Annotated in this window: 23 protein-coding genes; 8 read left to right on the forward strand and 15 right to left on the reverse strand. The window is 56.6% G+C overall.

From position 1 onward, the window contains the following. Positions 1-129: 129 nt before the first annotated feature. From ACLIBF_RS14620 to mntR, 6 genes are all read right to left on the reverse strand, one after another. On the reverse strand, positions 130-531 hold the full coding sequence (locus ACLIBF_RS14620; protein ID WP_031377023.1) for an H-NS family histone-like protein: 402 nt from the start codon (positions 529-531) through the stop codon (positions 130-132). 875 nt (positions 532-1,406) lie between these two features. Continuing rightward, positions 1,407-2,939 carry an efflux transporter outer membrane subunit gene (locus ACLIBF_RS14625; RefSeq protein ID WP_159224035.1) on the reverse strand — a complete coding sequence of 511 codons (1,533 nt, stop codon included), beginning with the start codon at positions 2,937-2,939 and terminating at the stop codon, positions 1,407-1,409. 1 nt (position 2,940) lies between these two features. Then, a complete protein-coding gene (locus ACLIBF_RS14630; RefSeq protein ID WP_031377024.1) occupies positions 2,941-4,509 on the reverse strand; it encodes a DHA2 family efflux MFS transporter permease subunit in 1,569 nt (522 codons plus the stop codon). Then, positions 4,506-5,651: an HlyD family secretion protein gene (locus ACLIBF_RS14635; protein WP_031377025.1), complete on the reverse strand. Its 1,146-nt coding sequence runs from the start codon at positions 5,649-5,651 to the stop codon at positions 4,506-4,508. Before ACLIBF_RS14635 ends, ACLIBF_RS14630 begins: the two co-directional genes overlap by 4 nt. Before the next feature lie 151 nt (positions 5,652-5,802). Next, positions 5,803-6,912, reverse strand: a complete 1,110-nt coding sequence (locus ACLIBF_RS14640) for an SLC13 family permease (RefSeq protein ID WP_031377026.1) — start codon at positions 6,910-6,912, stop codon at positions 5,803-5,805. Positions 6,913-6,933: 21 nt separating this feature from the next. Continuing rightward, positions 6,934-7,392, reverse strand: a complete 459-nt coding sequence (mntR, locus tag ACLIBF_RS14645; RefSeq protein WP_279809399.1) for a manganese-binding transcriptional regulator MntR — start codon at positions 7,390-7,392, stop codon at positions 6,934-6,936. Positions 7,393-7,650: 258 nt separating this feature from the next. Between mntR and ACLIBF_RS14650 the strand changes: the two genes are divergently transcribed. Continuing rightward, complete coding sequence (locus ACLIBF_RS14650) at positions 7,651-7,842, forward strand: hypothetical protein (RefSeq protein ID WP_031377027.1); 192 nt, start codon at positions 7,651-7,653, stop codon at positions 7,840-7,842. A gap of 393 nt (positions 7,843-8,235) precedes the next feature. Here ACLIBF_RS14650 and ompX read toward each other — a convergent pair whose 3' ends face one another. Further along, the gene (gene ompX / locus ACLIBF_RS14655; protein WP_031377028.1) at positions 8,236-8,748 is read right to left on the reverse strand and encodes an outer membrane protein OmpX; all 513 of its coding nucleotides are present in this window, start codon (positions 8,746-8,748) and stop codon (positions 8,236-8,238) included. Between the two features lie 368 nt (positions 8,749-9,116). Here ompX and rhtA point away from each other — a divergent pair, with 368 nt between their 5' ends. The 6 genes from rhtA (at position 9,117) to ybiO (ending at position 15,815) form a co-directional block, all read left to right on the forward strand. After that, positions 9,117-10,031 (forward strand): threonine/homoserine exporter RhtA, encoded by a 915-nt coding sequence (gene rhtA / locus ACLIBF_RS14660; protein WP_031377029.1) that lies wholly within the window; start codon positions 9,117-9,119, stop codon positions 10,029-10,031. Between the two features lie 325 nt (positions 10,032-10,356). After that, positions 10,357-10,860: a DNA starvation/stationary phase protection protein Dps gene (dps, locus tag ACLIBF_RS14665; protein ID WP_031377030.1), complete on the forward strand. Its 504-nt coding sequence runs from the start codon at positions 10,357-10,359 to the stop codon at positions 10,858-10,860. 328 nt (positions 10,861-11,188) lie between these two features. After that, positions 11,189-11,935, forward strand: a complete 747-nt coding sequence (glnH, locus tag ACLIBF_RS14670; protein ID WP_031377031.1) for a glutamine ABC transporter substrate-binding protein GlnH — start codon at positions 11,189-11,191, stop codon at positions 11,933-11,935. 80 nt (positions 11,936-12,015) lie between these two features. Then, the gene (gene glnP / locus ACLIBF_RS14675; protein WP_031377032.1) at positions 12,016-12,675 is read left to right on the forward strand and encodes a glutamine ABC transporter permease GlnP; all 660 of its coding nucleotides are present in this window, start codon (positions 12,016-12,018) and stop codon (positions 12,673-12,675) included. Next, the gene (glnQ, locus tag ACLIBF_RS14680; protein ID WP_279809401.1) at positions 12,672-13,394 is read left to right on the forward strand and encodes a glutamine ABC transporter ATP-binding protein GlnQ; all 723 of its coding nucleotides are present in this window, start codon (positions 12,672-12,674) and stop codon (positions 13,392-13,394) included. Before glnP ends, glnQ begins: the two co-directional genes overlap by 4 nt. 147 nt (positions 13,395-13,541) lie before the next feature. After that, positions 13,542-15,815, forward strand: coding sequence for a mechanosensitive channel protein (gene ybiO, locus ACLIBF_RS14685; RefSeq protein ID WP_448310027.1), 2,274 nt, complete (start codon positions 13,542-13,544; stop codon positions 15,813-15,815). A gap of 33 nt (positions 15,816-15,848) precedes the next feature. Here the strand turns inward: ybiO and rlmF are convergent, their stop codons facing one another. Further along, positions 15,849-16,772, reverse strand: a complete 924-nt coding sequence (gene rlmF, locus ACLIBF_RS14690; protein WP_031377035.1) for a 23S rRNA (adenine(1618)-N(6))-methyltransferase RlmF — start codon at positions 16,770-16,772, stop codon at positions 15,849-15,851. Positions 16,773-16,912: 140 nt separating this feature from the next. On the opposite strand from rlmF, the gene ACLIBF_RS14695 reads away from it, so the two are divergent. Then, positions 16,913-17,545 carry a flavin reductase family protein gene (locus tag ACLIBF_RS14695; protein WP_031377036.1) on the forward strand — a complete coding sequence of 211 codons (633 nt, stop codon included), beginning with the start codon at positions 16,913-16,915 and terminating at the stop codon, positions 17,543-17,545. A gap of 3 nt (positions 17,546-17,548) precedes the next feature. Here the strand turns inward: ACLIBF_RS14695 and ACLIBF_RS14700 are convergent, their stop codons facing one another. From ACLIBF_RS14700 to hutI, 7 genes are all read right to left on the reverse strand, one after another. Continuing rightward, the gene (locus ACLIBF_RS14700) at positions 17,549-19,048 is read right to left on the reverse strand and encodes an HAL/PAL/TAL family ammonia-lyase (RefSeq protein ID WP_279809403.1); all 1,500 of its coding nucleotides are present in this window, start codon (positions 19,046-19,048) and stop codon (positions 17,549-17,551) included. Beyond that, positions 19,045-19,839 carry an ABC transporter ATP-binding protein gene (locus ACLIBF_RS14705; protein ID WP_448310030.1) on the reverse strand — a complete coding sequence of 265 codons (795 nt, stop codon included), beginning with the start codon at positions 19,837-19,839 and terminating at the stop codon, positions 19,045-19,047. Before ACLIBF_RS14705 ends, ACLIBF_RS14700 begins: the two co-directional genes overlap by 4 nt. A 1-nt stretch (position 19,840) precedes the next feature. Further along, positions 19,841-20,572, reverse strand: a complete 732-nt coding sequence (locus tag ACLIBF_RS14710) for an ABC transporter permease (protein ID WP_031377039.1) — start codon at positions 20,570-20,572, stop codon at positions 19,841-19,843. A gap of 11 nt (positions 20,573-20,583) precedes the next feature. After that, the gene (locus ACLIBF_RS14715; protein WP_279809404.1) at positions 20,584-21,303 is read right to left on the reverse strand and encodes an ABC transporter permease; all 720 of its coding nucleotides are present in this window, start codon (positions 21,301-21,303) and stop codon (positions 20,584-20,586) included. A gap of 12 nt (positions 21,304-21,315) precedes the next feature. Continuing rightward, on the reverse strand, positions 21,316-22,164 hold the full coding sequence (locus tag ACLIBF_RS14720; RefSeq protein ID WP_069728076.1) for a transporter substrate-binding domain-containing protein: 849 nt from the start codon (positions 22,162-22,164) through the stop codon (positions 21,316-21,318). 309 nt (positions 22,165-22,473) lie between these two features. Then, on the reverse strand, positions 22,474-23,262 hold the full coding sequence (gene hutG / locus ACLIBF_RS14725; protein WP_279809405.1) for an N-formylglutamate deformylase: 789 nt from the start codon (positions 23,260-23,262) through the stop codon (positions 22,474-22,476). Beyond that, positions 23,259-24,476 (reverse strand): imidazolonepropionase, encoded by a 1,218-nt coding sequence (gene hutI / locus ACLIBF_RS14730; protein WP_069728074.1) that lies wholly within the window; start codon positions 24,474-24,476, stop codon positions 23,259-23,261. The genes hutG and hutI overlap by 4 nt, the downstream gene beginning before the upstream one ends. Positions 24,477-24,530 lie beyond the last annotated feature (54 nt).

The raw sequence follows: 24,530 nt of genomic DNA on the forward strand, positions 1-24,530 counted from the left end.
CCAGATGTGACGCAGCGCACGCCAGTCTAAGCCGCGGATTGCGGGTGGGATGATTGATATCGCGGCAGAAATAAAAAAGCCGGAGGGCCATTAAGGCCCCCCGGCTCCCACTTACAAGGATTGTGTTGATCAATCGATCAGGAAGCTGTCCAGGCTTTTACCGGCATCCAGCGCTTTTTTAATCGCTGCCGGGGTACGGCCCTGGCCAGTCCAGGATTTTTTCTCGCCGTTTTCGTCGGTATAAGAATATTTAGCCGGACGCGGTGCACGCTTAGCGCGTTTTTTACCGGTTTCCAGCGCACCTAATAATTCATTAGGATCGATGCCGTCAGCCAGCAGCATTTCACGATATTTCGACAGTTTTTCTTCTTTTTCGCGATTCTGCGTCTCTTCCGCTTCCGCTTCTTCACGGCGCTCGGTGACCACAACGTTTAATTTTTCGAGGATCTCTTCAAGATCGCTCAGTGGCAGTTCACGGGCCTGGGCACGTAATGTGCGAATATTGTTCAGAACTTTAAATGCGTCACTCATCACAATGTCCTTGTTTAAGGGGGTTAATAAAACTGTAGCGACAAGATTACCTAATTCAAATAAAAAAATAAATTATTTTTACGCTCCAGATAATTCTTAGATGTTATTTCAAAAACGCTGGCTGAATTTGAGCGGCTAATTCCTGACGTTTTATTAACGCTGAATTAACACTGAACGGCGTCTTACTTCCGTCACTGGAATCGATTACAGGCATCCTTCGCCCGCTGTGACGGGCAAAAAACACCGATTTAAAGAGTCTGACGCCCTGTTTTTTATTTGGGGTCCGCTGCATACCAGGGCGAGATTAAACGCGCGATAAATTTCGATCTCAGTCACAATAGTTTACAGATTAACGCGAAAAGCCCCCGCCGCGACGCACCGTAATAGCGCAAAAGGTTCACCGTGCTGGCGCATTTTTATTAATGCCTGTGGATGGTTTAAAAATTTCGCCGTGCAGGCGCAGTTCGTCAGATAAACCTCAGGCGGACTGCGGCCGGTTAACCGATTTAACCGACGTATCGGGCCTATTAAGCAGACACATCGGCAGATGGCATACCCGACGCCGATAAACCTGGCTGTGAATAAAAACAGAAAACCCCCGCGCGGCTAACCGGGCGTTGCTAACGCTATTTATCCTGTTCAGGTAAATAATAGCCGGCGCGGTGCCCGGCCTTAGCTGAATAATAACCCTGATATTAATCCTGGTTTATTCCCGCTGACGCGCGGCCGGTAAAAATGCAGTGAACGGTGATGATTCAATGAGTTATCAGAGCGAGAAACGCGCAATGTGGGGAGGAACAGTGACTGGCAGGGTCGGTGTTGCCGGTGTAAAAAATTGCGGCGATGGCAGCCGGGTCTCTGCCACCGCCTGAAGGTTAATTCACCTCTGTCGCCGGACCAAATACCGAATACTGCGGCAGTTCGACGTTTTGATAGGTTTCCCAGCCGCCGCCCAGCGCTTTATACAGCGCGACTAAATCCAGCGCGCTCTGCATCCGCGCCTGAGTAGCCTGCTCTTCAGCCTGCGCCAGCTGACGCTGTGCATCCAGCACCTCAAGGAAGGTTGAGAGTCCCTGACGGTAGCTATCGCTGGCCAGATCGAAGGCGCGCTGCAACGAACCGGTGGTCTGATCCAGCGCGGTGACCCGCTGCTGATCGGCGCGGTAGCTGACCAGCGCATTCTCCACGTCCTGTAAGGCGGTCAGTACCGTCTGACGATAGTCGAGTGCGGCACTGGCCTGCTGCGCCCGCGCCAGTTTGACGCTCGACACCAGCCGTCCGCCCTGGAAAATTGGAATCGATAATGACGGGCCGTAGCTGTAGAAGTGACTGCTCCAGTTATCGAGATAGCTGACGTCGGTGTTGCGCACGCCAAGCTGGCCGGTCAGTGACAGGCTGGGGAACAGCTGCGCGACGGAAACGCCAATCTCCGCCGTCTGTGCATGCAGCGTCGCTTCCGCCTGACGGATATCAGGACGACGTCGCGCCAGCGTAGAAGGGATCCCCACCGGGACAAACTGCGGCAGCGGCGGGAGTGCTTTCGGCGCACTCAGTTCAGCATCCAGCGAGCCTGGCGTTTTGCCCAGCAGCACCGCTAAGCCATTCATCGCCTGACGTGCCTGCGACTGATACTGCGGCAGCTGCGCCTGCAGGCTACTGAGCTGGGCGCGGGCATTTTCCACATCGGTCAACGGTGCCAGTCCGTTACGCTGCTGGCTCTGGGTCAGTTCGGTAGTCTGCTGCGCTACATCAATCTGCTGCTGCAGCGTCTGGATAGTACTTTGCGCGCCACGCAGTTGCAGCCAGGCACGCGCCACTTCCGCTTCCAGCGACACCAGCGCATCGTTGCGCTGCTCAATCGCCGCCTGCTGCTGGGCATTGGCGGACTCAACCTGACGGCGCACTTTGCCCCACAGGTCGAGTTCCCAACTGGCATCGAAACTGCCCTGATAGAGCGTGACCGGCTGGGTCAGCCCATTGAGCTGGCTGGCGACATTGCTGTCGAGCTGATCGGTCGCGCCATTGGCTTTCAGCAAGCCTTCCAGCCCGAGCTGTTGGCGGTTGACTTTGGCCGAACCGTTGAGGCTGGGAAACAGGCCGCCCTGCGCCTGGCTCAGTTGCTCACGCGCCCCGGCAATGCGCAGCACCGCCTGTTGCAGCGTCAGGTTGCCTTCAATTGCTCGGGCGATCAGGCTGTCGAGTTGCGGATCGTTGAAGCTGCGCCACCAGCGGGAGTTGATCGCCGCACTCTGCGGCTTAGACGCTTCCTGCGAATCCAGGCTGTTGTAGCTGCCGGGCACCGCCGGCTTCGGTGCCTGGTAATCTGGCCCGACGGCGCAGCCGGCCAGCGAAAGTGCCAGCGTAAACAGGCTCAACGGTTTCAGGCCGCGAGAAGAAATAACCTTCATGTCAGTGTGCTCCTGCACTGCCTTCGCTCTTAATCGGCGACAGCAGCCAACAAAATGGAATCAAAATCAGGGCGACAATACTCAGGCCTGAGAAGACATCGATGTAAGCGAGAATGCGCGACTGGGCGATCATCTCCTGATAGAGCTGACCGCTTGCCAGGGTGATGGGATCGCCTACCGCTGAGGTAAAGTCGCGAATTGCCTGCGCCCAGTGCTGAACGGTGATGTTGAACGGCTCGTTGAGCGGCGTCATGTTATGCACCATATGCGCCGAGCGCACCTGCTCACGTTCGGTGATGGCGGCGGTCGACAATGAAATACCAATCGAACCGGCGACGTTTCGGAACATGGTAAACAGCGCCGAGGCGTCAGCATTGAGCCGCTGCGGAATAGTGACGAACGCGATAGTGGTGAGCGGCACGAACAGGAAACCGAGCCCGATAGACTGCGCGCTACGCATCAACACCAGCGTGGTGAAATCAACGTCGGGTGTCAGGGTCGAAGAGTAGAGGAACGCGACCGCCAGACAGCTGAAACCAAACGCAATGATGTAGCGCGTCTGCACAATCGGCATCAGTTTCAGCACCAGCGGGATAGTCAGCACGATCAGCACCGCCCCGGGTGACAGCACCAGTCCGGACCAAGTGGCGGTATAGCCCAGATCCTGCTGCGCCAGCTGCGGCAGAACCACGGAGCTGCCGTACAGGATCATTGCCATCCCGGCCATCAGCAGCCCGGCCACCCAGAAGTTCCGGTCTTTCATCACCAGAATATCGACCACCGGCTTGCGGGCATACATCAGCCAGTAGACCGCCCCGACAATACCGATCACCGCCAGAATGGCGAACAGCACAATAAAGTGCGAGGCAAACCAGTCTTCGTCTTCACCGCGATCCAGCATCACCTGCAGACAGCCGAGTCCGAGGGTAATTAAGCTGATACCGATGTAATCGATCTTCAGTTTGCCCTTGGCCCATTTGCGCTCCCACGGCGGATCTTCCAGCAACTGATAGATCGCCAGTACGGTGAGCACGCCGACCGGAATGTTTATAAAGAACACCCAGCGCCAGCTGTAATTATCGGTGATCCAGCCGCCCAGCGTTGGCCCGATAACCGGTGCCACGATGATGGCGATGGAGGAGAGACCAAACGCCTTGCCGCGATCTTCCGCCTTAAAATAGTCCAGCAGCACCGACTGCTGCACCGGCTGCAAGCCGCCACCAAAAAAGCCCTGCAGGACGCGGAACAGAATAATTTGCCACAGCTCAGTGGCGATGCCACACAGGAAAGAGCAGATGGTGAACATCACAATGCAGATCAGGAAAAACTGCTTACGGCCAAACAGTCGGCTGAAGAAGGCGGAGATCGGCAGCACAATGCCGTTTGCCACCAGATACGAGGTCAGCACCCAGGTTGACTCGTCATAGCTGGAAGAGAGCGAACCGGCGATATGCGGCAGCGCCACGTTAACAATCGTGGTGTCGAGGATCTCCATGAACACCGCCAGGGTGACCGTGACCGCTACCAGCCACGGATTGCTGGCCGGTTTCCAGCTCTGCGGGGCACTCATTCCACCGTCACCTTCGGTTCAACCGACAGGCCGAGCGGCAGCGGATGATTCGGGTCCAGACCTTTATCAATCACGATCTTGACCGGTACGCGCTGCACGATTTTGACGTAGTTACCGGTGGCATTTTCTGATGGGAAAGTGGAGAAGCGTGAACCGGAGCCCATCTGAATACTGTCGACGTGCCCTTCCAGCTTCATATCCGGCCAGGCATCAACGGTGATCGCCACTTTGTCGCCTGGGTTCATGCGCTCAAGCTGCGACTCTTTGAAGTTGGCGGTAATCCAGATATCCGGCGACACCAGCGAGAACAGCGAAGATCCTGCCTGTACCAGCGTGCCGAGCTGCACATTACGCTTGGTAACAAAGCCGTCGTACGGAGCGCGCACCTGGGTGTAGGAGAGATTAAGATCGGCGGTGTTGAGCTGCGCTCTGGCCTGTTCAACCTGTTGCTGACGCGCTTCAACGTTGGTTTCCTGCTGGCGAATCTGTAACTGCACCTGCGACGCTACTTCCACCTGCGCTTTCGCGCTCTGCAACTGGGCCTGAGCAGAACGTAACTGTGCCGCCGCGGTGTCAATATTGCGCTGGCTGGTGGCGCGTGGATCGACGCCGCGCTGGCGACGGTAATCCGCCTGCGCGTTAAGCAGATTCGCTTCCGCTTTGGCCTGATCGGCTAACGCCTGATCGCGCTGGGCCGGATACTGTACCCGCGACAGCGCCAGTTGCGCCTGCGCCTGGTGCAACTGAGCGACCGCCAGGCCGAGTTGGGCTTTGGCCTGATCGCGCTGCGCCTGATTATCGCTGGGATCAATTTCGACCAGCAGATCGCCCTTCTTCACCCGCTGGTTATCTTTAACCAACAGCTTAACCACATAACCGGATGCCTTCGGTGCGATGGTCACCGCATCGCCTTCGGTAAAGGCGTCATCGGTGGTCTCCTGGTTACGGGTTGAGAACCAGAACCAGAAACCGACAATCAGCATCACCACTACCACAATTGCCAGAATTATCAACGGTTTCTTGCCGGGGCGTTTGCGTTCAGGCTGCTGATCGTTATCCTGGTTATCATCAGACTGACTGTTCTTATCCGGCGCATTTTCTGCGTCCTGCTGGTGTGGATCGCGTTGGTTGTTCTCGCTCATAGTTCCCATCACTGGCTAAGGCCCTAATTCCCGGGCATAAAAGGTCTCGTTAACCTTAGATCGAAAACTGACAAAATCCAGCATAACTTTACCTAACCTGAGGAAAGGCGCACATCCTGCTACCTGGGATTGGCAGCAGGATGAAGTGGACTTATTTGAGCAACTGCAGCAACAGCCAGCCGCTGGCCATTGACCAGCCGAGTAATGGCAGGGAGAAGAGATGGAAACGCCACCAGACCGCACGATCCTGCGCCATTCGCAAGGCGATCAGGTTAGCGAGCGAGCCGGGCAACAGGCCGAAGCCGCCGATATTCACCGCCCAGGCGAGCACCTCAGACGGCGGGACTTTTTGCAGCAGCAGAATCGTGGCCGGCACGTTGCTGATCACCTGTGACAATCCAATCGCCAGCAGGTAGAGCTGTCCCTGACCGAGCTGGGCAATTGCATCAAAGTGCGCCTGCATTACCGGCAGGCGCGTTAGCAGCCAGACGTCGATGAACATAGCGATAAACACCGCCAGCAGACTCCAGTCGATGCGCAGTAACACCGGGCGCGCCATCAGCAGGAAGCTGGCGATGATCAACAGCAGCACCCAGCCGGTCACCTGCCACTCCAGCCCGGCGATAAACAGCAGATAGAGCAGCACGCTGACTACAAACAGCGGCTTCTGCCACTGCGGCTGGTGCGGATTATCGTGTTTCTCAATAGTGCGCTTCGAAAAGCTAAACCAGGTTAACAGCACCAGGCTGAGCAACAGCCAGACCGCCAGCGGCAGCATCTGCACAATAAAGCCGGCCACGCTGAGCGAGCCGTGACTCCATAACAAAATGTTTTGTGGATTGCCGACCGGCGTCAGCAGCGATCCGGCGTTAACCGCCAGCGCTTCAAAGATAATCAGCCGTGAAATCGGTAAGCGCGAGAACTTACGCAACGTCAGGGTCAGCGGCACCAGAATGAACAGCGCCACATCATTAGTCAGAAAGGTTGAAAGCAGCGCCGCCGCCAGCACCATAAACAGCGCCAGCGCGCGTTCATGGCGAAAGCGGGCGATCAGCCGTCCGCCCAGCACATCAAAATAACCGCTGGTTTCCAGACCTTTAGTCAGGATCAGCAAGCCGGTGAGGGTAATAATGGTGTGCCAGTCCACCGCACCAGGCAGATCCGGCCAGCGAAAGTCAGCCAGAAATGCCAGCACCACACCAATAACGACGAGTAAATGCAAAATCGAGTCATGCAAAAAAGATCGAAACAGCTGCGGCATGATGGCATTGCGCCTTAAGAGTTAACGGGTTTCACAGAACTTCTGGAACACGGCCAGGGTTTCATCACTGACGTGATGCTCAATACCTTCTGAGTCACGGCGGGCAGTTTCCGGGCTGATCCCCAGCGCCAGCAGGAAAGTTTCAACAATATGATGACGGGCACGGCTCTCCTCAGCCAGCTTCTCGCCCTCGCTGGTGAGAAATACGCCGCGATAAGGCACCTGCTCAACCAGTCCGGCGCTGCCGAGACGTTTCAGCATTTTTGCCACCGTTGGCTGGGAAACGCCCAATCGCGCCGCCATATCAACCTGACGGGCTTCGCCAAATTCACCAATCAAATCAGAGATTAACTCAACGTAGTCATCAATTAATTCACGACGATGCGCTTCGCGCACCTGCCGAAAACCTTCGACATGCTCTTCAATATCTTTCAGTGGTCCTGGCGGGGCAGAAACCACGCTTTTGGCACGACGACTCATTCAGCTTCCTCTTTATTATGTCCGTACTGTCACTGCCGTACGGATGTAGCTGCGCTCATTGTAAACCAGGTGCAAAGAAGCTCAAATTTTTCGTCATTAGCCTTGGCTAAATGATATAGCCAATGCTATATTTGTTGATAATGTAAGCAGCCGGTGATCAAGATCATGATCGATCCCTATCTGTTACTGTTGTTGTTTATGGGTTACGTCGCCGGACTCTGCTTACTTTTACATCGATACTGATTGGGAGGTGATTCTATGAGCACCCTGAAATGCTGTTTAGATTGCAGCAAATGCTTCCAGGCTGAAAAGAGAACAACCACGGAGATGAAATCCTGGCTGTGCCTGCTGACGCGTTCCCCATTCACACTGCGTCTGATGTTGATTGAAAAACTACTCGGCAAAAAGCCCGAAGATCGTCGCTGTCAGAATCTGATCTGGCGCGGATAATTCTTCACCTGCCCGTTTACAGCGCCTTTCAGTGAATCACTGGAGGGCCACTTCTCTGTTTCGCTCAGATAATATTCTTCTCAGGCAACCTACCCTTCAGATAATGTTCTCTTCAGCTGTTATGCAGTTCAGATAACGTTCGCTTCAGGTAAGCTTTACTTCAGCGGTCACTGCCGCCAGACAATGTTTCCCTTGCCCCTTTCCCTGGCTGATAACCTGACACCACGCCACGTCAGATCAGGCGCGATTCGGCCTGCGGCATTGTGCTCGCTGGACAGCAGAAGCCCGCGTTAAACGGGCGGAGTGTCCCGCTTCTGCACAAGCCGTCTGGCAAGCGCGCAATAAAAAACGGCCCATAAAGGGCCGTTTTTTGGCAGGTCGTCTAAGCTAAACTTAGAAGCTGTAACCTACGCCAGCAATCCAGGTGCCAACGTCAACGTTACGGATGCGGCTCTGCTCGTAGCCCACGTCCAGTGCAACGTTTTCGATTGGGTTGAACTGCATACCAGCGCCGTATGAGAAACCTACGTCGCTGCTATCAGATTTGTCACGTGAAGCGGTGTCGTTCTGCTGGAATTTACCATAGCCGATACCCACAACACCGTAGATGCTTGCCCAGTCGTTCAGACGGTAAGCAGGACCACCAGTGATGCCGTAGTATTGACCTTTGTTGTAAAAGCCATCTTCGGTACGATCTTTTTCGGTGTAGGTGAATGAGCCGATCCAACCCAGTGGGTTAGAACCGTCTTCATAGCGGTATTTCAGGTTGAAGCCGTTAGCTTTGTTAGCCACGCCCTGGTAATCGCTCTGAGCATAGCCACCAGTTACGGTGCTCTGTGCCATTGCTGAACCTGCAGATACTGCCAGTACACAGGCTAATGCTGAAAGACATGCAATTTTTTTCATAACCACCTCAAATGTGAAAATACTTCTCTCCTGACAACGCTGAAAATATAACAAAAAATAGCGAGAAACTCTGCCCGCATTTTGTTGTCTAACAGAATGTTTGGTGTAACAGGAAGTTAATGCAACAACCTATGTCATTCATTTTTCTTATAAAAACCGTCATCTTCCTGCAATAAATTTTTTTTCATGTTTTCGGTCTTTAAGTAAAATCCTAAAAAAACCTGACGTTTCTTTACCAAATTGGTCCTGAATCTGGCCAGAATTTGCGCAGTTAACGCAAATTTAAACGCCACTCTGTCATTTTTTTGCTCGCCATTTCCTTTACACTGACTGACTCATCGCGCTTATGACCAGGAAATGTATACAGGATGTCTGCCTCTTCAGCTCAAAAAAGCCTTACGCCCGTCTTGTTACCGATCGCCGTGCTGCTGATTGCGATGTTATCGCTGCAGGGTGGTGCCTCTCTGGCCAAAACACTGTTCCCGAGCGTCGGCGCGACCGGCATCACTGCCCTGCGTCTCGGCTTCGGCACCCTGATTCTCTGCCTGATCTTCAAACCATGGCGCTTACGCTTCAGCCGCGAACAGCGGATGCCGCTGTTGATGTATGGGCTGGCGCTTGGTGCGATGAATTTTATGTTCTATCTGGCGATTCGTACCGTGCCGCTCGGGGTAGCGGTTGCACTGGAGTTTACCGGTCCGCTGGCGCTGGCGCTATTCGGATCGCGCCGCCTGCTCGATTTTGTCTGGGTGCTGCTGGCGGTGGTGGGATTAGGCTTCCTGCTGCCGTTCGGTGCTGGCATGGCATCGATTGACCCGCTGGGTGCCGCGCTGGCGGTGGGTGCAGGCGCCTGCTGGGCAATCTATATTCTGGCTGGCCAGCGCGCCGGTGCGGAGCACGGTCCTGCCACCGTGGCGATTGGCTCGCTGATCGCATCGATTATTTTTGTTCCGCTCGGCCTGACGTTTGCCGAAAGCGGCATCTGGCACTGGAGCGTGCTGCCGGTGGCACTGCTGGTAGCGTTGCTTTCCAGCGCTATCCCCTATTCGCTTGAGATGATCGCGTTAACGCGCTTACCGGCACGCATCTTCGGCACGCTGATGAGCCTGGAGCCAGCGATGGCGGCTTTTTCCGGCATGCTGTTTCTCGGCGAAACCCTGACGCCGCTGCAGTGCCTGGCGCTACTGGCGATCATCACTGCCTCAGCCGGTTCCACCCTCACCATGAAGCCAAAAAAGAGTCAGTTAAGCGAAGTGGAAATTAACAGCAGCGGGACCAAATAAACGATAAACAGGATTTTGATCAGCCGCTTAAATAACAATCATACTCAACGTGAGAATTATTCTTAACTAAATCAAGCGACTGTCTTTCGTATTTTGAAACAGTCGCTTATCTGTTATTTACATTAACATTTAACAATCTGATTTATAAACAGTTTAACCTTCCATTGTATTTTAACATGGCATTAACCCTTCCCGCCTGGCGCGGCCTGTGCTGAAGATACGCACTATTTCAGCCATCGACACAGCCGTTAATGCAAAGCTGAAAACCGCTGCTATACTTATCCGGTACTTGATTAGGACAACCATCAAAGAGAGGACTGAAACGATGAGTACCGCTAAATTGGTTAAAACTAAATCTTCCGACCTGATTTATACCCGCAACGATGTGGCAGATGATGAGAAAAAAGCCACCATTGAAGTGTTGAACCGTCTGGTTGTCGAGTTTATTGATCTGTCTTTGATCACCAAGCAGGCCCACTGGAATATGCGTGGCGCTAACTTTATTGGTGTTCACGAAATGCTGGACGGCTTCCGTACCACAATTACCGATCATCAGGACACCATTGCTGAGCGTGTTGTACAGCTGGGCGGCGTTGCGCTGGGTACCGCGCAGGTAGTTAATGATAAAACACCCCTGAAAAGCTACCCGCTTAACATCCACAGCGTGCAGGACCACCTGAAAGCGCTGGCCGATCGTTATAGCGTCGTTGCCAACGACACCCGCAAAGCGATTTCAGAAGTTAAAGATGAAGATACTGCTGACATCTTTACTGCCGCTTCACGTGACCTGGATAAATTCCTGTGGTTTATCGAAGCTAACATTGAATAACAGCCATTGATTTATCAATGAGACAAAACTGGCGGGGAGACCCGCCTTTTTTACGTCTGTGTTACCGCAATTTTATGACCCTGTTAACAGTTCTTCCCTCCTCCGCTTCACAGCCTTTACAACTGAGGCACACTACCGGTTGCACCAAAACAGCAATCTGCACCAATCTGGATCACCAAAATAGTGCAGAGGCAGATATTCCTGCAAAATCGTGTCAGCTGGGTTATTTAACCCACTGATTTGGTGTATTTTGCAAAGTTGGCATAATTCTTTCATATGACAAGCCGCAAACACAGGCCCTGCCGCCTGGTAGTAATAAGGAAAAATGATGAAGTCACTGTTAAAAGTTTCTGTGGCCGCGCTGGCGCTGGCCTTCTCCCTCTCTTCCACCGCAGCAGAAAAGAAACTGGTGGTCGCTACTGACACCGCCTTCGTTCCCTTTGAGTTCAAACAGGGCGACAAATATGTCGGCTTCGACGTTGACCTGTGGGATGCGATTGCTAAGCAACTGAAACTCGATTACACCCTCAAGCCAATGGATTTCAGCGGCATTATCCCGGCACTGCAGACCCGCAACGTCGATCTGGCGCTGGCAGGGATCACCATTACCGAAGAGCGTAAAAAGGCTATCGAGTTTTCTGATGGCTATTACAAAAGCGGTCTGCTGGTGATGGTGCGTAACAATGAGAACGACATCAAAGGCATCAGCGATCTCAGCGGTAAAGTGGTCGCCGTGAAGAGCGGCACCGGCTCGGTTGATTACGCTAAAGCCAACATCAAAACCAAAGATCTGCGTCAGTTCCCGAACATCGACAACGCCTACATGGAACTCGGTACCAATCGCGCTGACGCGGTACTGCATGATACGCCAAACATTCTCTACTTCATCAATACCGCCGGTAAAGGCCGCTTCAAAGCGGTAGGCGAATCAATTGAAGCGCAGCAGTACGGTATCGCCTTCCCGAAAGGCAGCGACGATTTGCGTGAAAAAGTGAACGGCGCGCTGAAAACCATCAAAGAGAACGGCACCTACAATCAGCTGTATAAAAAATGGTTCGGTACCGAACCTAAATAACAATTTTCAGCAGCACTAACTTTTCAGCAGGGAAACTTTTTCCCTGCTTTTTTCCATCGCAACATATCTGGAGTCACACCATGGAGTTTGACTGGAGCGTCATCTGGCCCGCCATGCCGGCGCTGCTTGAAGGCGCAAAGATGACCTTAATCATCTCAATCATCGGCCTGGTTGGCGGGTTAATTATCGGCCTGGTGGCCGGTTTCGCCCGCGCTTACGGCGGCTGGATCACCAACAACATCGCGCTGGTGTTTATTGAAATTATCCGCGGCACCCCGATTGTGGTGCAGGTGATGTTTATCTATTTCGCCCTGCCGATGGCCTTCCCTGACCTGCGTATCGATCCGTTCAGCGCGGCGGTGGTGACCATTATGATTAACTCCGGCGCCTACATTGCGGAAATTACCCGTGGTGCGGTGCTGTCGATCAACAAAGGCTTCCGCGAAGCGGGGCTGGCGCTCGGTCTGTCGAGCCGCGAAACGCTGCGCTATGTGATTATGCCGCTGGCGCTGCGCCGCATGTTGCCACCGCTGGGTAACCAGTGGATTGTCAGCATCAAAGATACTTCGCTGTTTATTGTTATCGGTGTCGCTGAACTGACGCGTCAGGGTCAGGAGATTATCGCCGGTAACTTCCGCGCTCTGGAGATCTGGAGCGCCGTCGCGATCATCTATCTGGTGATTACGCTGGTGTTGAGCTTTGTGCTGCGCCGTGTTGAGAAAAGGGTGAAAATCCTGTGATTGAATTTAAAGATGTTTCGAAGCATTTTGGCCAGACCCAGGTGCTGCATAATATTGACCTGAAGATTAACCGGGGCGAAGTGGTGGTGATTATCGGGCCGTCCGGCTCGGGCAAATCGACTCTGCTGCGCTGCATTAACAAGCTGGAAGAGATCACCAGCGGCGAGCTGATCGTCGACGGTCTGCGGGTCAACGATCCGAAAGTAGATGATCGCCTGATCCGTCAGGAAGCGGGCATGGTCTTCCAGCAGTTTCACCTGTTTCCACAGATGAGCGCGCTGGATAATGTGGCTTTTGGTCCGATCCGGGTGCGTGGCGCCAGCAAAGAGGCGGCCCGCCAGCTGGCGAAAGAGCTGCTGGGCAAAGTGGGGCTGGCTGAGCGCGCGCACCACTTCCCGTCTGAGCTTTCCGGCGGTCAGCAGCAGCGGGTAGCGATTGCCCGGGCGCTGGCGGTGAAACCCAAAATGATGCTGTTCGATGAGCCTACCTCGGCGCTGGACCCGGAGCTGCGTCATGAAGTGCTGAAAGTGATGCAGGATCTGGCAGAAGAAGGCATGACGATGATGATCGTGACCCACGAAGTGGGCTTCGCGCAGAAGGTAGCATCGCGTCTGATCTTCATCGACAAGGGTCGTATCGCGGAAGATGGCGATCCCGACAGCCTGATCAGCAATCCGCCCAGCGATCGTCTGCGCGAATTCCTGCAGCACGTCTCCTGATGACGGGCGGGCCGCCCTGCCGGCCCGCTTTTCCTGCCTGTCCCGCGCCGTCGCCGCGGCAGATTAATCCTCATTAACCACGTTAATATCAATCGCCTGACTATACTTTCCCTCTTGTGAAGCACGCGCGTAGCTAAGGAGAGAGCCATGTCGTCAGCCTGCCCACCCCGCCCCGTTGTGTGGCGCTGGATCCTGCTGTTCCTGATGTTATTTAGCCTGGCACCACAGGTTCCGGCGGTCACTTTACCGCAGGCGGCAGTTGCCGCGCAGCAAACCAGCAAAGGGTCAGGCGATCAATCCAGCCAGCCCGATCCCGACCAGCAAAAAGCGGCATACGCCGCACTGGCCAATATCCTTGAGAATGAACAGTCACGGCAGGCGCTGATTGAGCAGTTGCGTCACGTCTCGACCTCGCCGTCTGCCAGCGCTGCGCCGGAGTTGCTGCCGCCCGTTGCGGAGCAGGAAGATAAAACGGTGTTGCAGGGGCTGACCGAGGTTACCCGCGAGTACGGCGGCGTGGTCGCCTCGCAGTTCGTGCGGCTGCATGACAATATTGTCAAAGCGCCTCATAAGACCTTTAATCCCACCACCTTTATCAACGCGCTAAACCATTTTGCGGGCCTGGCGCTGGCGATGTTCGCCTTCTACTGGCTGCTGCGCCGCCTGGTCTATCCGATCTATCACCGGCTGGGCGTCTGGGGACGGCATAAAAACCGCGATCACCGTAACTGGCTGCAGCTGCCCGCCGCCATCGGCGGTGCATTTATTATCGACCTGCTGCTGCTGGCGCTGGCGCTGTTTGTCGGTCAGATCATCAGCGACAACTTTCACAGCGACAACCGCACCATCGCCTATCAGCAAGGGCTGTTCCTCAACGCCTTCGCCCTGATTGAGTTTTTTAAAGCACTGCTGCGCCTGATTTTCTGTCCGCACTTCCCGGCACTGCGCTTTTTCCATCTTACCGACAGCCGCGCTGCGTACTGGAATACCCGGCTGAGCTGGCTGAGCGGGGTGATGGGCTACGGCCTGCTGGTGGTGGTACCGATTGTCAGTAATCAGGTCAACGTGCAGATTGCCGCACTGGTCAACATCATCATCATGGCGATCATGACCAGCTGGGCACTGTATCTGATCTTCACCAACAAGCGCAGCATCCATAACGCGCTGATCGGGCTGGCCGACCGCAGCATGGCGTTCTTCGCGCTGTTTATCCGCGCCTTCGCCGTGATCTGGCACTGGCTGGCCAGCGCCTATTTTATTGCGCTGTTCCTGTTCTCGATTTTTAATCCCGGCGACAGCCTGAAATTTATGATGTCCGCCACGGTACGCAGCCTGGCGATCATCGGTATCGCCGCCTTTGTCTCCGGAATACTGACCCGCTGGATTAGCAAAACCATCATCCTGTCGCCCGATTTACGGCGTAACTACCCGGAACTGCAAAAGCGCGTCAACGACTGGGTCAAAGCATTGCTCAAGCTGGCGCGCGTGCTGACGGTGTTCGCCACCCTGCTGCTGCTGCTTAACGCCTGGAACCTGTTTGATTTGTGGCACTGGCTGACGGTCGGGGCCGGGGAAAAAATGGTGGATGTGCTGATCCGCATCGTAATGATTGTGCTGCTGTCGGCCGTTGGCTGGACCGTGCTGGCCAGCCTGATTGAAAGCCGGCTGGCTTCGGATTCACATGGCCGTCCGATGCCCAGTGCCCGTACCCGCACCCTGCTGACCCTGTTCCGCAACGCGCTGGCGGTGGTGATCAGCACCATCACCATTATGATCCTGCTTTCTGAGATTGGGGTGAACATTGCGCCGCTGCTGGCTGGCGCCGGTGCGCTGGGGCTGGCAGTCTCTTTCGGTTCACAGACGCTGGTGAAAGATATTATTACCGGTATCTTTATCCAGTTCGAAAACGGCATGAATACCGGCGATCTGGTGACCATCGGCGCGATTACCGGCACGGTAGAGCGGATGTCGATTCGCTCGGTCGGCGTGCGCCAGGATACCGGTGCTTATCACATCATTCCGTGGTCATCGATTACCACTTTTGCCAACTTTGTGCGCGGCATCGGTTCGTTTGTCGCTAACTATGATGTGGATCGCAATGAGGATAGCGAACGCGCTAATCAGGCATTGCAGGCAGCAGTGAAAGAGTTACTGGAGAATCCGGACATTCGCGGCATGGTGATTGGTGAGCCGGGCTTTGCCGGTCTGGTGGGACTGACCAACCAGGCGTTTACGGTACGCGTCTCGTTTACCACTCAGCCGCTCAAACAGTGGACGGTGCGTTTTGCGCTGGATGATAAAGTGAAGAAGCACTTTGACGCCGCCGGAATTAAAGCGCCGCATCACACGGTGCAGGTGATGCAAACCGCCGGTGATGTTGCCGGGGCCGCCGCGTTACCGGCGTTGCCGTCACCGCCATAAGTTCAGCGCGGGCCATCCGGCCCGCCCTGCGGGTTAACGACTTAACACTTTGCTGCGCTGCGCGGCAGGCATAAAACTCCACGCCAGGAAACGGCTCTGTTTCTGGCCCTGCGCCATATTCACCACCCGGACCTCAGCAACATCAAGCGCCCGCAACTGCTTTTCCAGCGTGGCCAGATTCTCTTTACGCGACACCAGCGAGGTGAACCACACCACCTGACGGCCCAGCGCCACGCTTTCGCCGATCATCTTACCGACAAACGCCTTTTCGCCGCCAACGCACCAGAGTTCGTTATGCTGACCGCCGAAGTTAAGCGGCGCAGCTTTATCGAGTCCGAGATTGCGCACTTTACGCTGCGATCCGGCCGCCGCTTCCTCTGCCGAGGCGTGGAACGGCGGATTACACATCACCGCGTGGAAAAATTCGTTTTTGCTGACCACGCCGGCCAGCACCGCATCGCTGTTTTTCTGACGACGCAGGCGGATCTGGCGTGCCAGGCCAGGATTAGCCGCGACAATCCGGTTAGCCGCTTTGATCGCCGCCTCATCAATTTCGGTGCCGGTGAAGCGCCAGCCATATTCTGCTGCGCCGATCAGGGGATAGATGCAGTTTGCGCCACAGCCAATATCCAGCACGTCGACGGTCGGAATCGCCCCGTGGTTATCCAGCGCCAGCAGATCGGCCAGGTAGTGCAGGTAATCCGCCCGTCCCGGCACGGGTGGACAGAGCGATCCCGGCGCCAGCTGCCAGTCGATGCCGTAAAACAGCTTAATCAGCGCCTGATTGAGCAACATCACCGCATCCGGGTCCGCAAAGTCGATTGAATCGACGCCATAACCGTTAGGCCGCACTTTGGCCGCCAGCGGCGGATGCGCAGCGGTTAACGCGGCAAAATCGTATTCGCCCTGATGGCGATTGCGGGCGTGGAAAGGCGACGAGCTGGCTGACTTTTTCATACGTTCTCTCAATTATTCAGGCGCGCGTACAATACGCTGTGAGCGACGGAAAATAAACCCGCACAATCCGCTTACCCGATTCGGCTGCCGCCAGACGATGCTGTCGGGCTAAGATGGATAAAATCCCCACCGGAGAGGTTATGACGCATAAACGCTATTCCTATCAACCGCGTGCCGGCCACGGTCTGCCGCACGATCCCCTGAACGCCATCATCGGCCCGCGTCCGATTGGCTGGATCAGTTCGATCAGCGCCAGCGGCCAGCGCAATCTGGCGCCCTACAGTTTTTTTAACTGCTTCAACTACCATCCGCCGATCATCGGTTTCGCCAGCAGCGGCTGGAAGGATAGCGTGCAGAACATTGCGGATACCAAAGAGTTTGTCTGGAACCTGGCGACCCGGCCACTGGCTGAAGCGATGAATGAAAGCTCAGCGTCGCTGTCAGCCGATCAGGATGAGTTTGCCTATGCCGGACTGACGCCGTTACCGGCATCGCAGGTCAAAGCCAGCCTGGTCGGCGAAAGCCCGGTTAACTTCGAATGCCGGCTGACCCAGCTGATCCAGTTACAGGATGCGCAGGGAAAGCCGATTGAGAGCTGGCTGGTGCTCGGCGAAGCGGTGGCGATCCACATCAGTGAAAACCTGCTGGAAGCGGGCATTTATCAGACCGCCAAAGCCGAGCCGATTCTGCGCGCCGGTGGGCCCAGCGCCTACTACGGCATCAGTGAAGCGCAGCGCTTTGATTTAGTCCGTCCGGACGCGCGCCGCGGCTGATGATCACAGCGCATCGACCGGATGCGCTTTGATTTCGCTCACCGCCCGGGCGATGTCCGGTGCCAGCCAGCGGTCCTGCTGCCAGCTTGCCACGCTCTGCCGCAGTCGTCGCCAGGCATGTAAGGTGCCACTGGCCAATCGCGCCTCGCCGTGAAATTCCAGCGCCTGCGCGGCCAGCAGATATTCGATAGCGATAATGTGATCAACATTACTCACCAGCTTCAGCAGTTTCAATGCCGAGCCGGTGCCAAGGCTCAGATGATCTTCCTGCAATCCGGAGGTGACGTAGTTGTCCAGCACCGCCGGTTGTGCCAGCTGCCGGTTTTCAGCACAGAGTGATGCGGCGACATACTGCGCAATCATCATGCCCGAATTAACGCCCGGCTGTGCCACCAGAAACGGCGGCAGGCCACTCACCAGCGGATTCACCAGCCGATCGAGCCGCCGCTCAGCAATACTGCCCAGCTCCGCCAGCGCAATCGCCAGTACGTCACAGGCCATTGCCACCGATTCACCGTGCGGATTGGCCTGCGAAATGACCCGCCACGCCTGCGGTGTGCCGAGCACCAGCGGATTGTCGGTGCAGGCATTCAGTTCAGTCTCCACCTGACGCTGCGCGTGATCGAACTGATCGCGACAGGCACCGTGGACCTGCGGCATCGCGCGCAGACTGAGCGCGTCCTGGGTACGAATGCCCTGACTCTCGTTTAAAACCGCACTGTCCATTAACAACCGGCGTAAACGTTCGCCGCTGCGCTGAATACCGGGACTGGCTTTCAGCGCCAGCACCTCAGGATCAAACGCCGCCAGCTGACCGCGTAACGCCTCGAAACTCATCGCCCCGGTGATATCCGCCCAGTCCAGCAGACGTTCTGCATCGTCGAGCGCCAGACAGGCCAGACCGGTCATGCACGGCGTGCCGTTGACCAGGCTCAGCCCCTCTTTTGCACCTGGCCGGAAAGGGGCCAGTCCATTGCGTTCCAGCGCCTGCTGCGCCGGCATCAGATGCCCTTCCCACTCCACCTCACCCACACCCATCAGCGCCAGGCTGATGTGTGCCATGTGAGTCAGATAGCCCACCGACCCCTGCGACGGCACCTGAGGCGTAATCTGCAAATTGAGCAGCGCCAGCAGCTGCTCCACCAGCGCCACCGACACGCCCGATTTGCCATGGCTGTAGTTGGCGATCGCGGCGCACAGAATGGCGCGGACTTCCGGTTTGCCAAGCGATGGCCCGACACCACAGGCGTGACTGAGTAAAGTGTTGCGCGACAGCTGGCTCAGTTCATCGTCCGACAACGTGATGTTGCATAGCGCCCCCAGGCCGGTATTAATGCCGTAGGCCACCTGACCTGCCGCCACGATATTGCCGACGATTTCCCGGCCCTGCGCAATGCGCTGCCAGGCACTGTCGCTCAGCGCTAGCGTGGTGCCCTGCCGCGCCACCTTAACCACATCCCGCCACTGTAACGGCGTATCGCCCCAGACAAGGGTCTGACTCATAGCACCGGCTCCACCTGATGATGACTGGAAATAAACTGTTTAAACCGCGCCGAGCCTTGTTCGCCGAACATTTCCTGCGGCGTGCCCTGACAATCGATGGTGCCCTGATGCATAAACACCACCCGGTTAGAGACGTTGCGTGCAAATCCCATCTCATGGGTTACCACCAGCATGGTGCGTCCCTCCTCCGCCAGGCTGCGCATGACTTTCAGGACTTCCCCGACCAGCTCCGGATCGAGCGCCGAGGTCGGTTCATCAAACAGCATCACTTCCGGATCCATGGCCAGCGCGCGGGCAATGGCGACTCGCTGCTGCTGCCCGCCGGAGAGCTGCGCCGGATAAAAATCCTTGCGGTTCAGCAAGCCGACGCGGTCCAGTAGCTTTTCGGCTTCAGCGATGCAGGCTTTTTTGCCACGCTTCAGCACGTAATGCGGCCCTTCAATCACATTTTGCAGCACCGTCAGGTGCGACCAGAGATTAAAGCTCTGAAACACCATGCCGAGCCGTGAGCGCAGCCGCTCAATCTGGCGCGGATTCGCCGCCAGCTGATGACCGCGGGCATGACGTTTCATCTCAATGGTTTCGCCGCCGACGCTGACCACACCGGCATCGGGCGTCTCTAACAGGTTAATGCAGCGCAGCAGGGTACTTTTTCCCGAGCCGCTGGCACCCAGAATCGAGATCACGTCCCCCTGATGCGCCTGCAGCGAGATGCCTTTCAGCACCTCCATTGCGCCAAAGGATTTATGGATATCGCTGGCCGACAGCGTGATGGGTGGCAGGGTTGACATTTTATTCTCCTCCGGGGATCGGCTTAGCGACCGGTAACGGCTTTTTTGCCGGTTTATGCACCGGCGTCAGACGCCGTTCCAGCAGGGCATACAGTTGAACAATAATGAAATTGAGGATCAGGTAGATCGCAGCGGCACAGAGAAACACCTCCATGGTGCGGTAGGTACGCTGAATGATCTGCTGCGCCACGCCGGTGACGTCCCACACCGTGACCAGGCTGGCCAGCGCGGTCGATTTGACCAGCAGAATCGCCTCGGTCGAGTAGGCTGGCAGTGCGTAACGCAGCATCACCGGCGCGATAATCCTTCGCAGCAGCAGGCCGCGCGACATGCCACAGGCCATGCCCGCTTCCACCTGACCTGGCGGCACCGCCAGCAATGCGCCACGCAGAATCTCGGCGGTGTAAGCGGCGGTACAGAGCGACAGCGCCAGTACCGCGCAGCTAAAAGGTTCCCGCAGGAATGGCCAGACGAAACTGTGGCGGATCACGCCAAACTGCCCGAGTCCGTAATAGATCAGAAACAGCTGAATCATCAGCGGCGAGCCGCGAAACACCAGGATGTAGCCGCGAGCAAACGCGCTCAGCAGTCGCCAGCGGCTCATCCGTAACGCCAGAATACCGACCGCCAGCACCCCGCCACACAGGAAGGCGCTGATAAACAGCCCCAGCGTCACCGGCAAGGCGGCGCTCAGCCGAAGAAAGGTGTCACTGAGAAAGGCAAAATCGATCATGATCAGGCTCCTTAATGCTGGGCAGCGGTGCGGCTTTGCCAGGCACGCCCAAGGCGGGATTCGGCCCGCAGGAAGGCGCGGTTCGACAGCAGCGTCAGCGCCAGATAACAGGCGCCGCCGACCAGGTAAAAGGTGAAGTAATCGCGGGTGGAACCGGCGGCGATCTGACTGGCGCGCATCAGCTCCACAATGCCGGTCACCGATACCAGCGCCGAATCTTTCAGGCTCATCTGCCAGACGTTTGACAGCCCCGGCAGCGCATAGCGCGCTACCTGTGGCAGCAGGATGCGCTGACGAATACGCCAGCGCGGCATGCCGATGGCAACCGCAGCTTCAATCTCTCCTTTCGCCAGCGCCAGACGGGCGGCACGGTAGACTTCTGCCTGATAAGATCCGGAGATCAGCCCGATAGCCAGCGCGCCGATCAGAAACGGTGGCGCTTCGATAAACCCGTCAGCGCCGAACAGCTGCCCGACCTGGGTGATCAATCCCGAACCGCCGAAATAGAACAGATAGATCACCAGCAGTTCCGGGATGCCGCGAAAGATCACCGAATAGCCTTCTCCCATCCAGCGCACGGCCCGGTGCGGCGACAGCTTCGCCGCCGCCACGCCGGAACCGACCACCGCGCCGACCAGCAGTGCGGCAAAGGAGAGCAGCACCGTGGTCAGCGTAGCGCTCAGGATTAAGCGCCCCCAACCGTCGGCACCAAAACTCAGCAGGCTCATCATGATTTACCTCACTCAGGGTGTAACGTCAGTTTTGAACCACTTCTCGCTCAGTTTTTTCACCGTGCCGTCGGCCAGTGCCGCCTTGATCGCCTGGTCGAGTCTGGCTTTCAGATCGTTATCCGCCATCCGCACGCCCATCGCTTCCCCCTCGCCCCAGATCGGACCGCCCAGTTGCGGGCCGCTAAAGCTGAGGTTGCTATTGTCGGGACGCGCCAGCATTGACTGTGCAAACGTCACGTCGTCAAACACGGCATCGATACGGCCCGCCTGTAAATCGAGAATCGCATCGGCGGAGCTGGTGTACTCGCGGACATCCGCGACATCTTTGAAATATTTATCGATGAACGGCGTGTATACCGTGCCGGAGGCGATACCGATGCTTTTCCCCTTCAGCGCTGCTTTCAACGAGGCAATGGCGGTTTCAATCTGTTGCGGGTCATCATGCAGCTTGACGATCTGCGTATCAGCAGGCAGCAAACTGCCCTTAACGCTGATAAAGGTGGCGGGCGTTGAGGCGTAAGGCACGGTGAAGTTCACCACCTTCTTGCGATCGGGGGTAATGACAATCGCGTCCATGATCACATCATATTTTCCGGCGTTGAGGCCGGCGATCATCCCGTCCCAGTTCTGCACCACCAGCTTGCACTGGATCGCCATACGCTGGCACAGGTCAGCCATCAGTTCCGGTTCAAACCCGCCCAGCTTGCCGCCTGGCAGCGTGAGGTTCCAGGGTTCGTAACTGCCTTCGGTAGCAATAGTGATCGATTTCCACTCTTTCGCCTGGGCAGTAACGCCACAGAGCAACAGGCTGGAAGCAAGGGTCGCGAGTGTTAAATGACGAAGGATCGGACGGTGTGTCATACGGTTCTCCTGAAAAGTAGCGGCCTGGTGATCGCCCTGGCAAGATTTAACAAAAATTTCACAGGATGATATGTCATGTATATACAAGTTAACGTGGCGCAGTTCATTGCCGTCTTTATCGTTTTGTGAGCCAGACAGGAATTATTCCGCGCGATTGTCAGCCGTTGCACTTGTACATACAACTTAGCAAAGCTTATGCCAGCTCTGGTTTTACGCTGGGAAAGGGTGCAACGGCGGACGACACGTCAGTCTGTGCCCGCCGTTGCACCGGATCAGCGCACCACTGCACCCGCTCAGTGCAGTCGGCTATCAGGCGCTGGCCTGAGCCAGCATGCGCTGAATCAGCGCTTTGAGAAGTTTTTGCAGCTGAGTTGCACGTGCCTGCTGCCAGGCGTAAGGCGGCGTTTCATCCATGTAGTTGAGCTGCGCCAGTTCCAGCTGTACCGCCTCAATCTGCTGCTGCGGCTGGCCGTAGGCGCGGGTGATATAGCCGCCCTTGAAGCGGCCATTGATCACCCAGCTGTAGTCACTTTGTGCAGCGCACACCGACTGAATCACCCCGATCAGCGCGGGACTGCAGCTGGCACCGTCGTTGGTCCCGATATTGAGATCGGGCAGTCGTCCCTCAAACAGGCGTGGGATAGAGCTGGCAATCGAGTGCGCATCAAACAGCAGCGCGTAACCGTGCTGCGCTTTAAGGCGCGCCAGTTCCTGCTGGATCTGCTGATGATAGGGATGCCAGATCTGGTCGATATAGCCCTGACGCTGGCCCGCATCCGGCGTTTTGCCTGGTGCAAAGGTGGGCGTCCCGTCAAACAGCGTCTCCGGGAACAGGCCGGTGGTGGCAGTGGTGTAGAGCGGCTGGTTATCCGGCGGCCGGTTGAGATCGATCACGTAACGGGAATAGTGACCAATCAGCACGCTGGCCCCGAGATCCCGCACGAAATCATACAGCAGCGGAATGTGCCAATCGGTGTCCGGCAGGCCGCGTGCAGCCTCGCTCAGCCCGGCTTCAACCTCCGGCGTCAGCTGGGTACCGGCATGCGGGATGCTGACCAGTAGCGGCAGCTTGCCCTGAGTAAAATGAAAAGCCTTCATTGACGTTCTCCACGATAGATAACGGTACAGGGCAGCTCGCCACCCAGCCAGTAAACCAGTTCCGCCGGACGTGCCAGCGGCCAGTGAACGAAGTTCGCCACTTTTCCCACTTCAAGCGAGCCGTGACTGCTGGCTAATCCCAGCGCCTGGGCACCGTATAACGTGACCCCGGCCAGCGCCTCTTCCGGCGTCATGCCAAACAGCGTACAGCCCATGTTCAGCATCAGGCGCAACGACAGTGCCGGCGAAGTGCCCGGATTCGCGTCACTGGCCAGCGCCATCGGTACGCCGTAGCGACGAAACAGCGCCACCGGTGGACGCTGGGTTTCACGCAGCAGATAGAATGCGCCGGGCAGCAATACCGCGACCGTGCCGTGCTGCGCCATCGCCTGCGCATCTGCTTCGGTAGCATATTCCAGATGATCGGCCGACAGGGCACCAAAGCTCGCCGCCAGTGTGGCTCCGCCCAGCGAAGAGAGCTGCTCGGCGTGCAGTTTCACCGGCAGGCCCAGCGCTTTTGCCCGTTCAAACACCCGCGTCACCTGCTGCGGTGAAAACGCCAGATGCTCGCAAAACGCATCAACCGCATCTGCCAGCCCCTGCGTTTTGACCTGCGGCAACAGGCGATCGCAGATGATATCGATCCAGCCCCCGGGATCGTGCCTGAACTCCGGCGGAAACGCATGGGCAGCCAGACAGGTCGCCAGCACATCGGCGGCGACGCTGTCACCGAGCCGGCGAATCGCGCGCAGCATGCGCAATTCACTCTCTTCATCAAGCCCGTAGCCGGACTTGATCTCCACGGTGGTGACCCCTTCCGCCAGCAGACGATCGAGCCGCCAGCGCGCCGACGCCACCAGCTGATCTTCGGTGGCGCTTCGGGTGGCGCGCACGGTAGAGAGAATGCCGCCGCCCTGAGCCGCAATTTCCGCATAGCTGACGCCATTCAGGCGCTGTTCGAACTCCTGGCTGCGATCGCCGCCAAACACCAGATGAGTATGACAATCCACCAGGCCCGGCGTAATAATGCCGCCGGCCAGGCGGTGATGCTGTTCAGCCTGGAACGCGGGCATCTCTGCCTGCGGCCCGACCCATACCAGCTTGCCCGCCCTGACGACCAGCGCGCCCTGCGGGATCAGATGGTACTTACCGCCGCGCATGGTCACCAGATCGGCACCGGTCCAGACACTCTCTACCTGCATATCCTCTGCCATCGCTGCCTCTTGCCTCCGCCGTTTACACTGTGCGTTAAAGTATGTATATGTATA

The sequence above is a fragment of the Pantoea sp. PGP6 genome (assembly GCF_053474785.1).

Excerpts from the sequence above, each read along its gene's own strand:
- glnH (WP_031377031.1), top strand. The coding sequence starts at position 11,189 with ATGAAGTCACTGTTAAAAGTTTCTGTGGCCGCGCTGGCGCTGGCCTTC.
- ACLIBF_RS14720 (WP_069728076.1), bottom strand. The coding sequence starts at position 22,164 with ATGACACACCGTCCGATCCTTCGTCATTTAACACTCGCGACCCTTGCT.
- ACLIBF_RS14620 (WP_031377023.1), bottom strand. The coding sequence starts at position 531 with ATGAGTGACGCATTTAAAGTTCTGAACAATATTCGCACATTACGTGCC.
- dps (WP_031377030.1), top strand. The coding sequence starts at position 10,357 with ATGAGTACCGCTAAATTGGTTAAAACTAAATCTTCCGACCTGATTTAT.
- hutI (WP_069728074.1), bottom strand. The coding sequence starts at position 24,476 with ATGGCAGAGGATATGCAGGTAGAGAGTGTCTGGACCGGTGCCGATCTG.
- ACLIBF_RS14700 (WP_279809403.1), bottom strand. The coding sequence starts at position 19,048 with ATGAGTCAGACCCTTGTCTGGGGCGATACGCCGTTACAGTGGCGGGAT.
- ACLIBF_RS14625 (WP_159224035.1), bottom strand. The coding sequence starts at position 2,939 with ATGAAGGTTATTTCTTCTCGCGGCCTGAAACCGTTGAGCCTGTTTACG.
- ACLIBF_RS14695 (WP_031377036.1), top strand. The coding sequence starts at position 16,913 with ATGACGCATAAACGCTATTCCTATCAACCGCGTGCCGGCCACGGTCTG.
- hutG (WP_279809405.1), bottom strand. The coding sequence starts at position 23,262 with ATGAAGGCTTTTCATTTTACTCAGGGCAAGCTGCCGCTACTGGTCAGC.
- mntR (WP_279809399.1), bottom strand. The coding sequence starts at position 7,392 with ATGAGTCGTCGTGCCAAAAGCGTGGTTTCTGCCCCGCCAGGACCACTG.
- ACLIBF_RS14640 (WP_031377026.1), bottom strand. The coding sequence starts at position 6,912 with ATGCCGCAGCTGTTTCGATCTTTTTTGCATGACTCGATTTTGCATTTA.
- ACLIBF_RS14705 (WP_448310030.1), bottom strand. The coding sequence starts at position 19,839 with ATGTCAACCCTGCCACCCATCACGCTGTCGGCCAGCGATATCCATAAA.
- ompX (WP_031377028.1), bottom strand. The coding sequence starts at position 8,748 with ATGAAAAAAATTGCATGTCTTTCAGCATTAGCCTGTGTACTGGCAGTA.
- rhtA (WP_031377029.1), top strand. The coding sequence starts at position 9,117 with ATGTCTGCCTCTTCAGCTCAAAAAAGCCTTACGCCCGTCTTGTTACCG.
- rlmF (WP_031377035.1), bottom strand. The coding sequence starts at position 16,772 with ATGAAAAAGTCAGCCAGCTCGTCGCCTTTCCACGCCCGCAATCGCCAT.
- ACLIBF_RS14630 (WP_031377024.1), bottom strand. The coding sequence starts at position 4,509 with ATGAGTGCCCCGCAGAGCTGGAAACCGGCCAGCAATCCGTGGCTGGTA.
- ACLIBF_RS14715 (WP_279809404.1), bottom strand. The coding sequence starts at position 21,303 with ATGATGAGCCTGCTGAGTTTTGGTGCCGACGGTTGGGGGCGCTTAATC.
- ACLIBF_RS14710 (WP_031377039.1), bottom strand. The coding sequence starts at position 20,572 with ATGATCGATTTTGCCTTTCTCAGTGACACCTTTCTTCGGCTGAGCGCC.
- ACLIBF_RS14650 (WP_031377027.1), top strand. The coding sequence starts at position 7,651 with ATGAGCACCCTGAAATGCTGTTTAGATTGCAGCAAATGCTTCCAGGCT.
- ybiO (WP_448310027.1), top strand. The coding sequence starts at position 13,542 with ATGTCGTCAGCCTGCCCACCCCGCCCCGTTGTGTGGCGCTGGATCCTG.
- glnP (WP_031377032.1), top strand. The coding sequence starts at position 12,016 with ATGGAGTTTGACTGGAGCGTCATCTGGCCCGCCATGCCGGCGCTGCTT.
- ACLIBF_RS14635 (WP_031377025.1), bottom strand. The coding sequence starts at position 5,651 with ATGAGCGAGAACAACCAACGCGATCCACACCAGCAGGACGCAGAAAAT.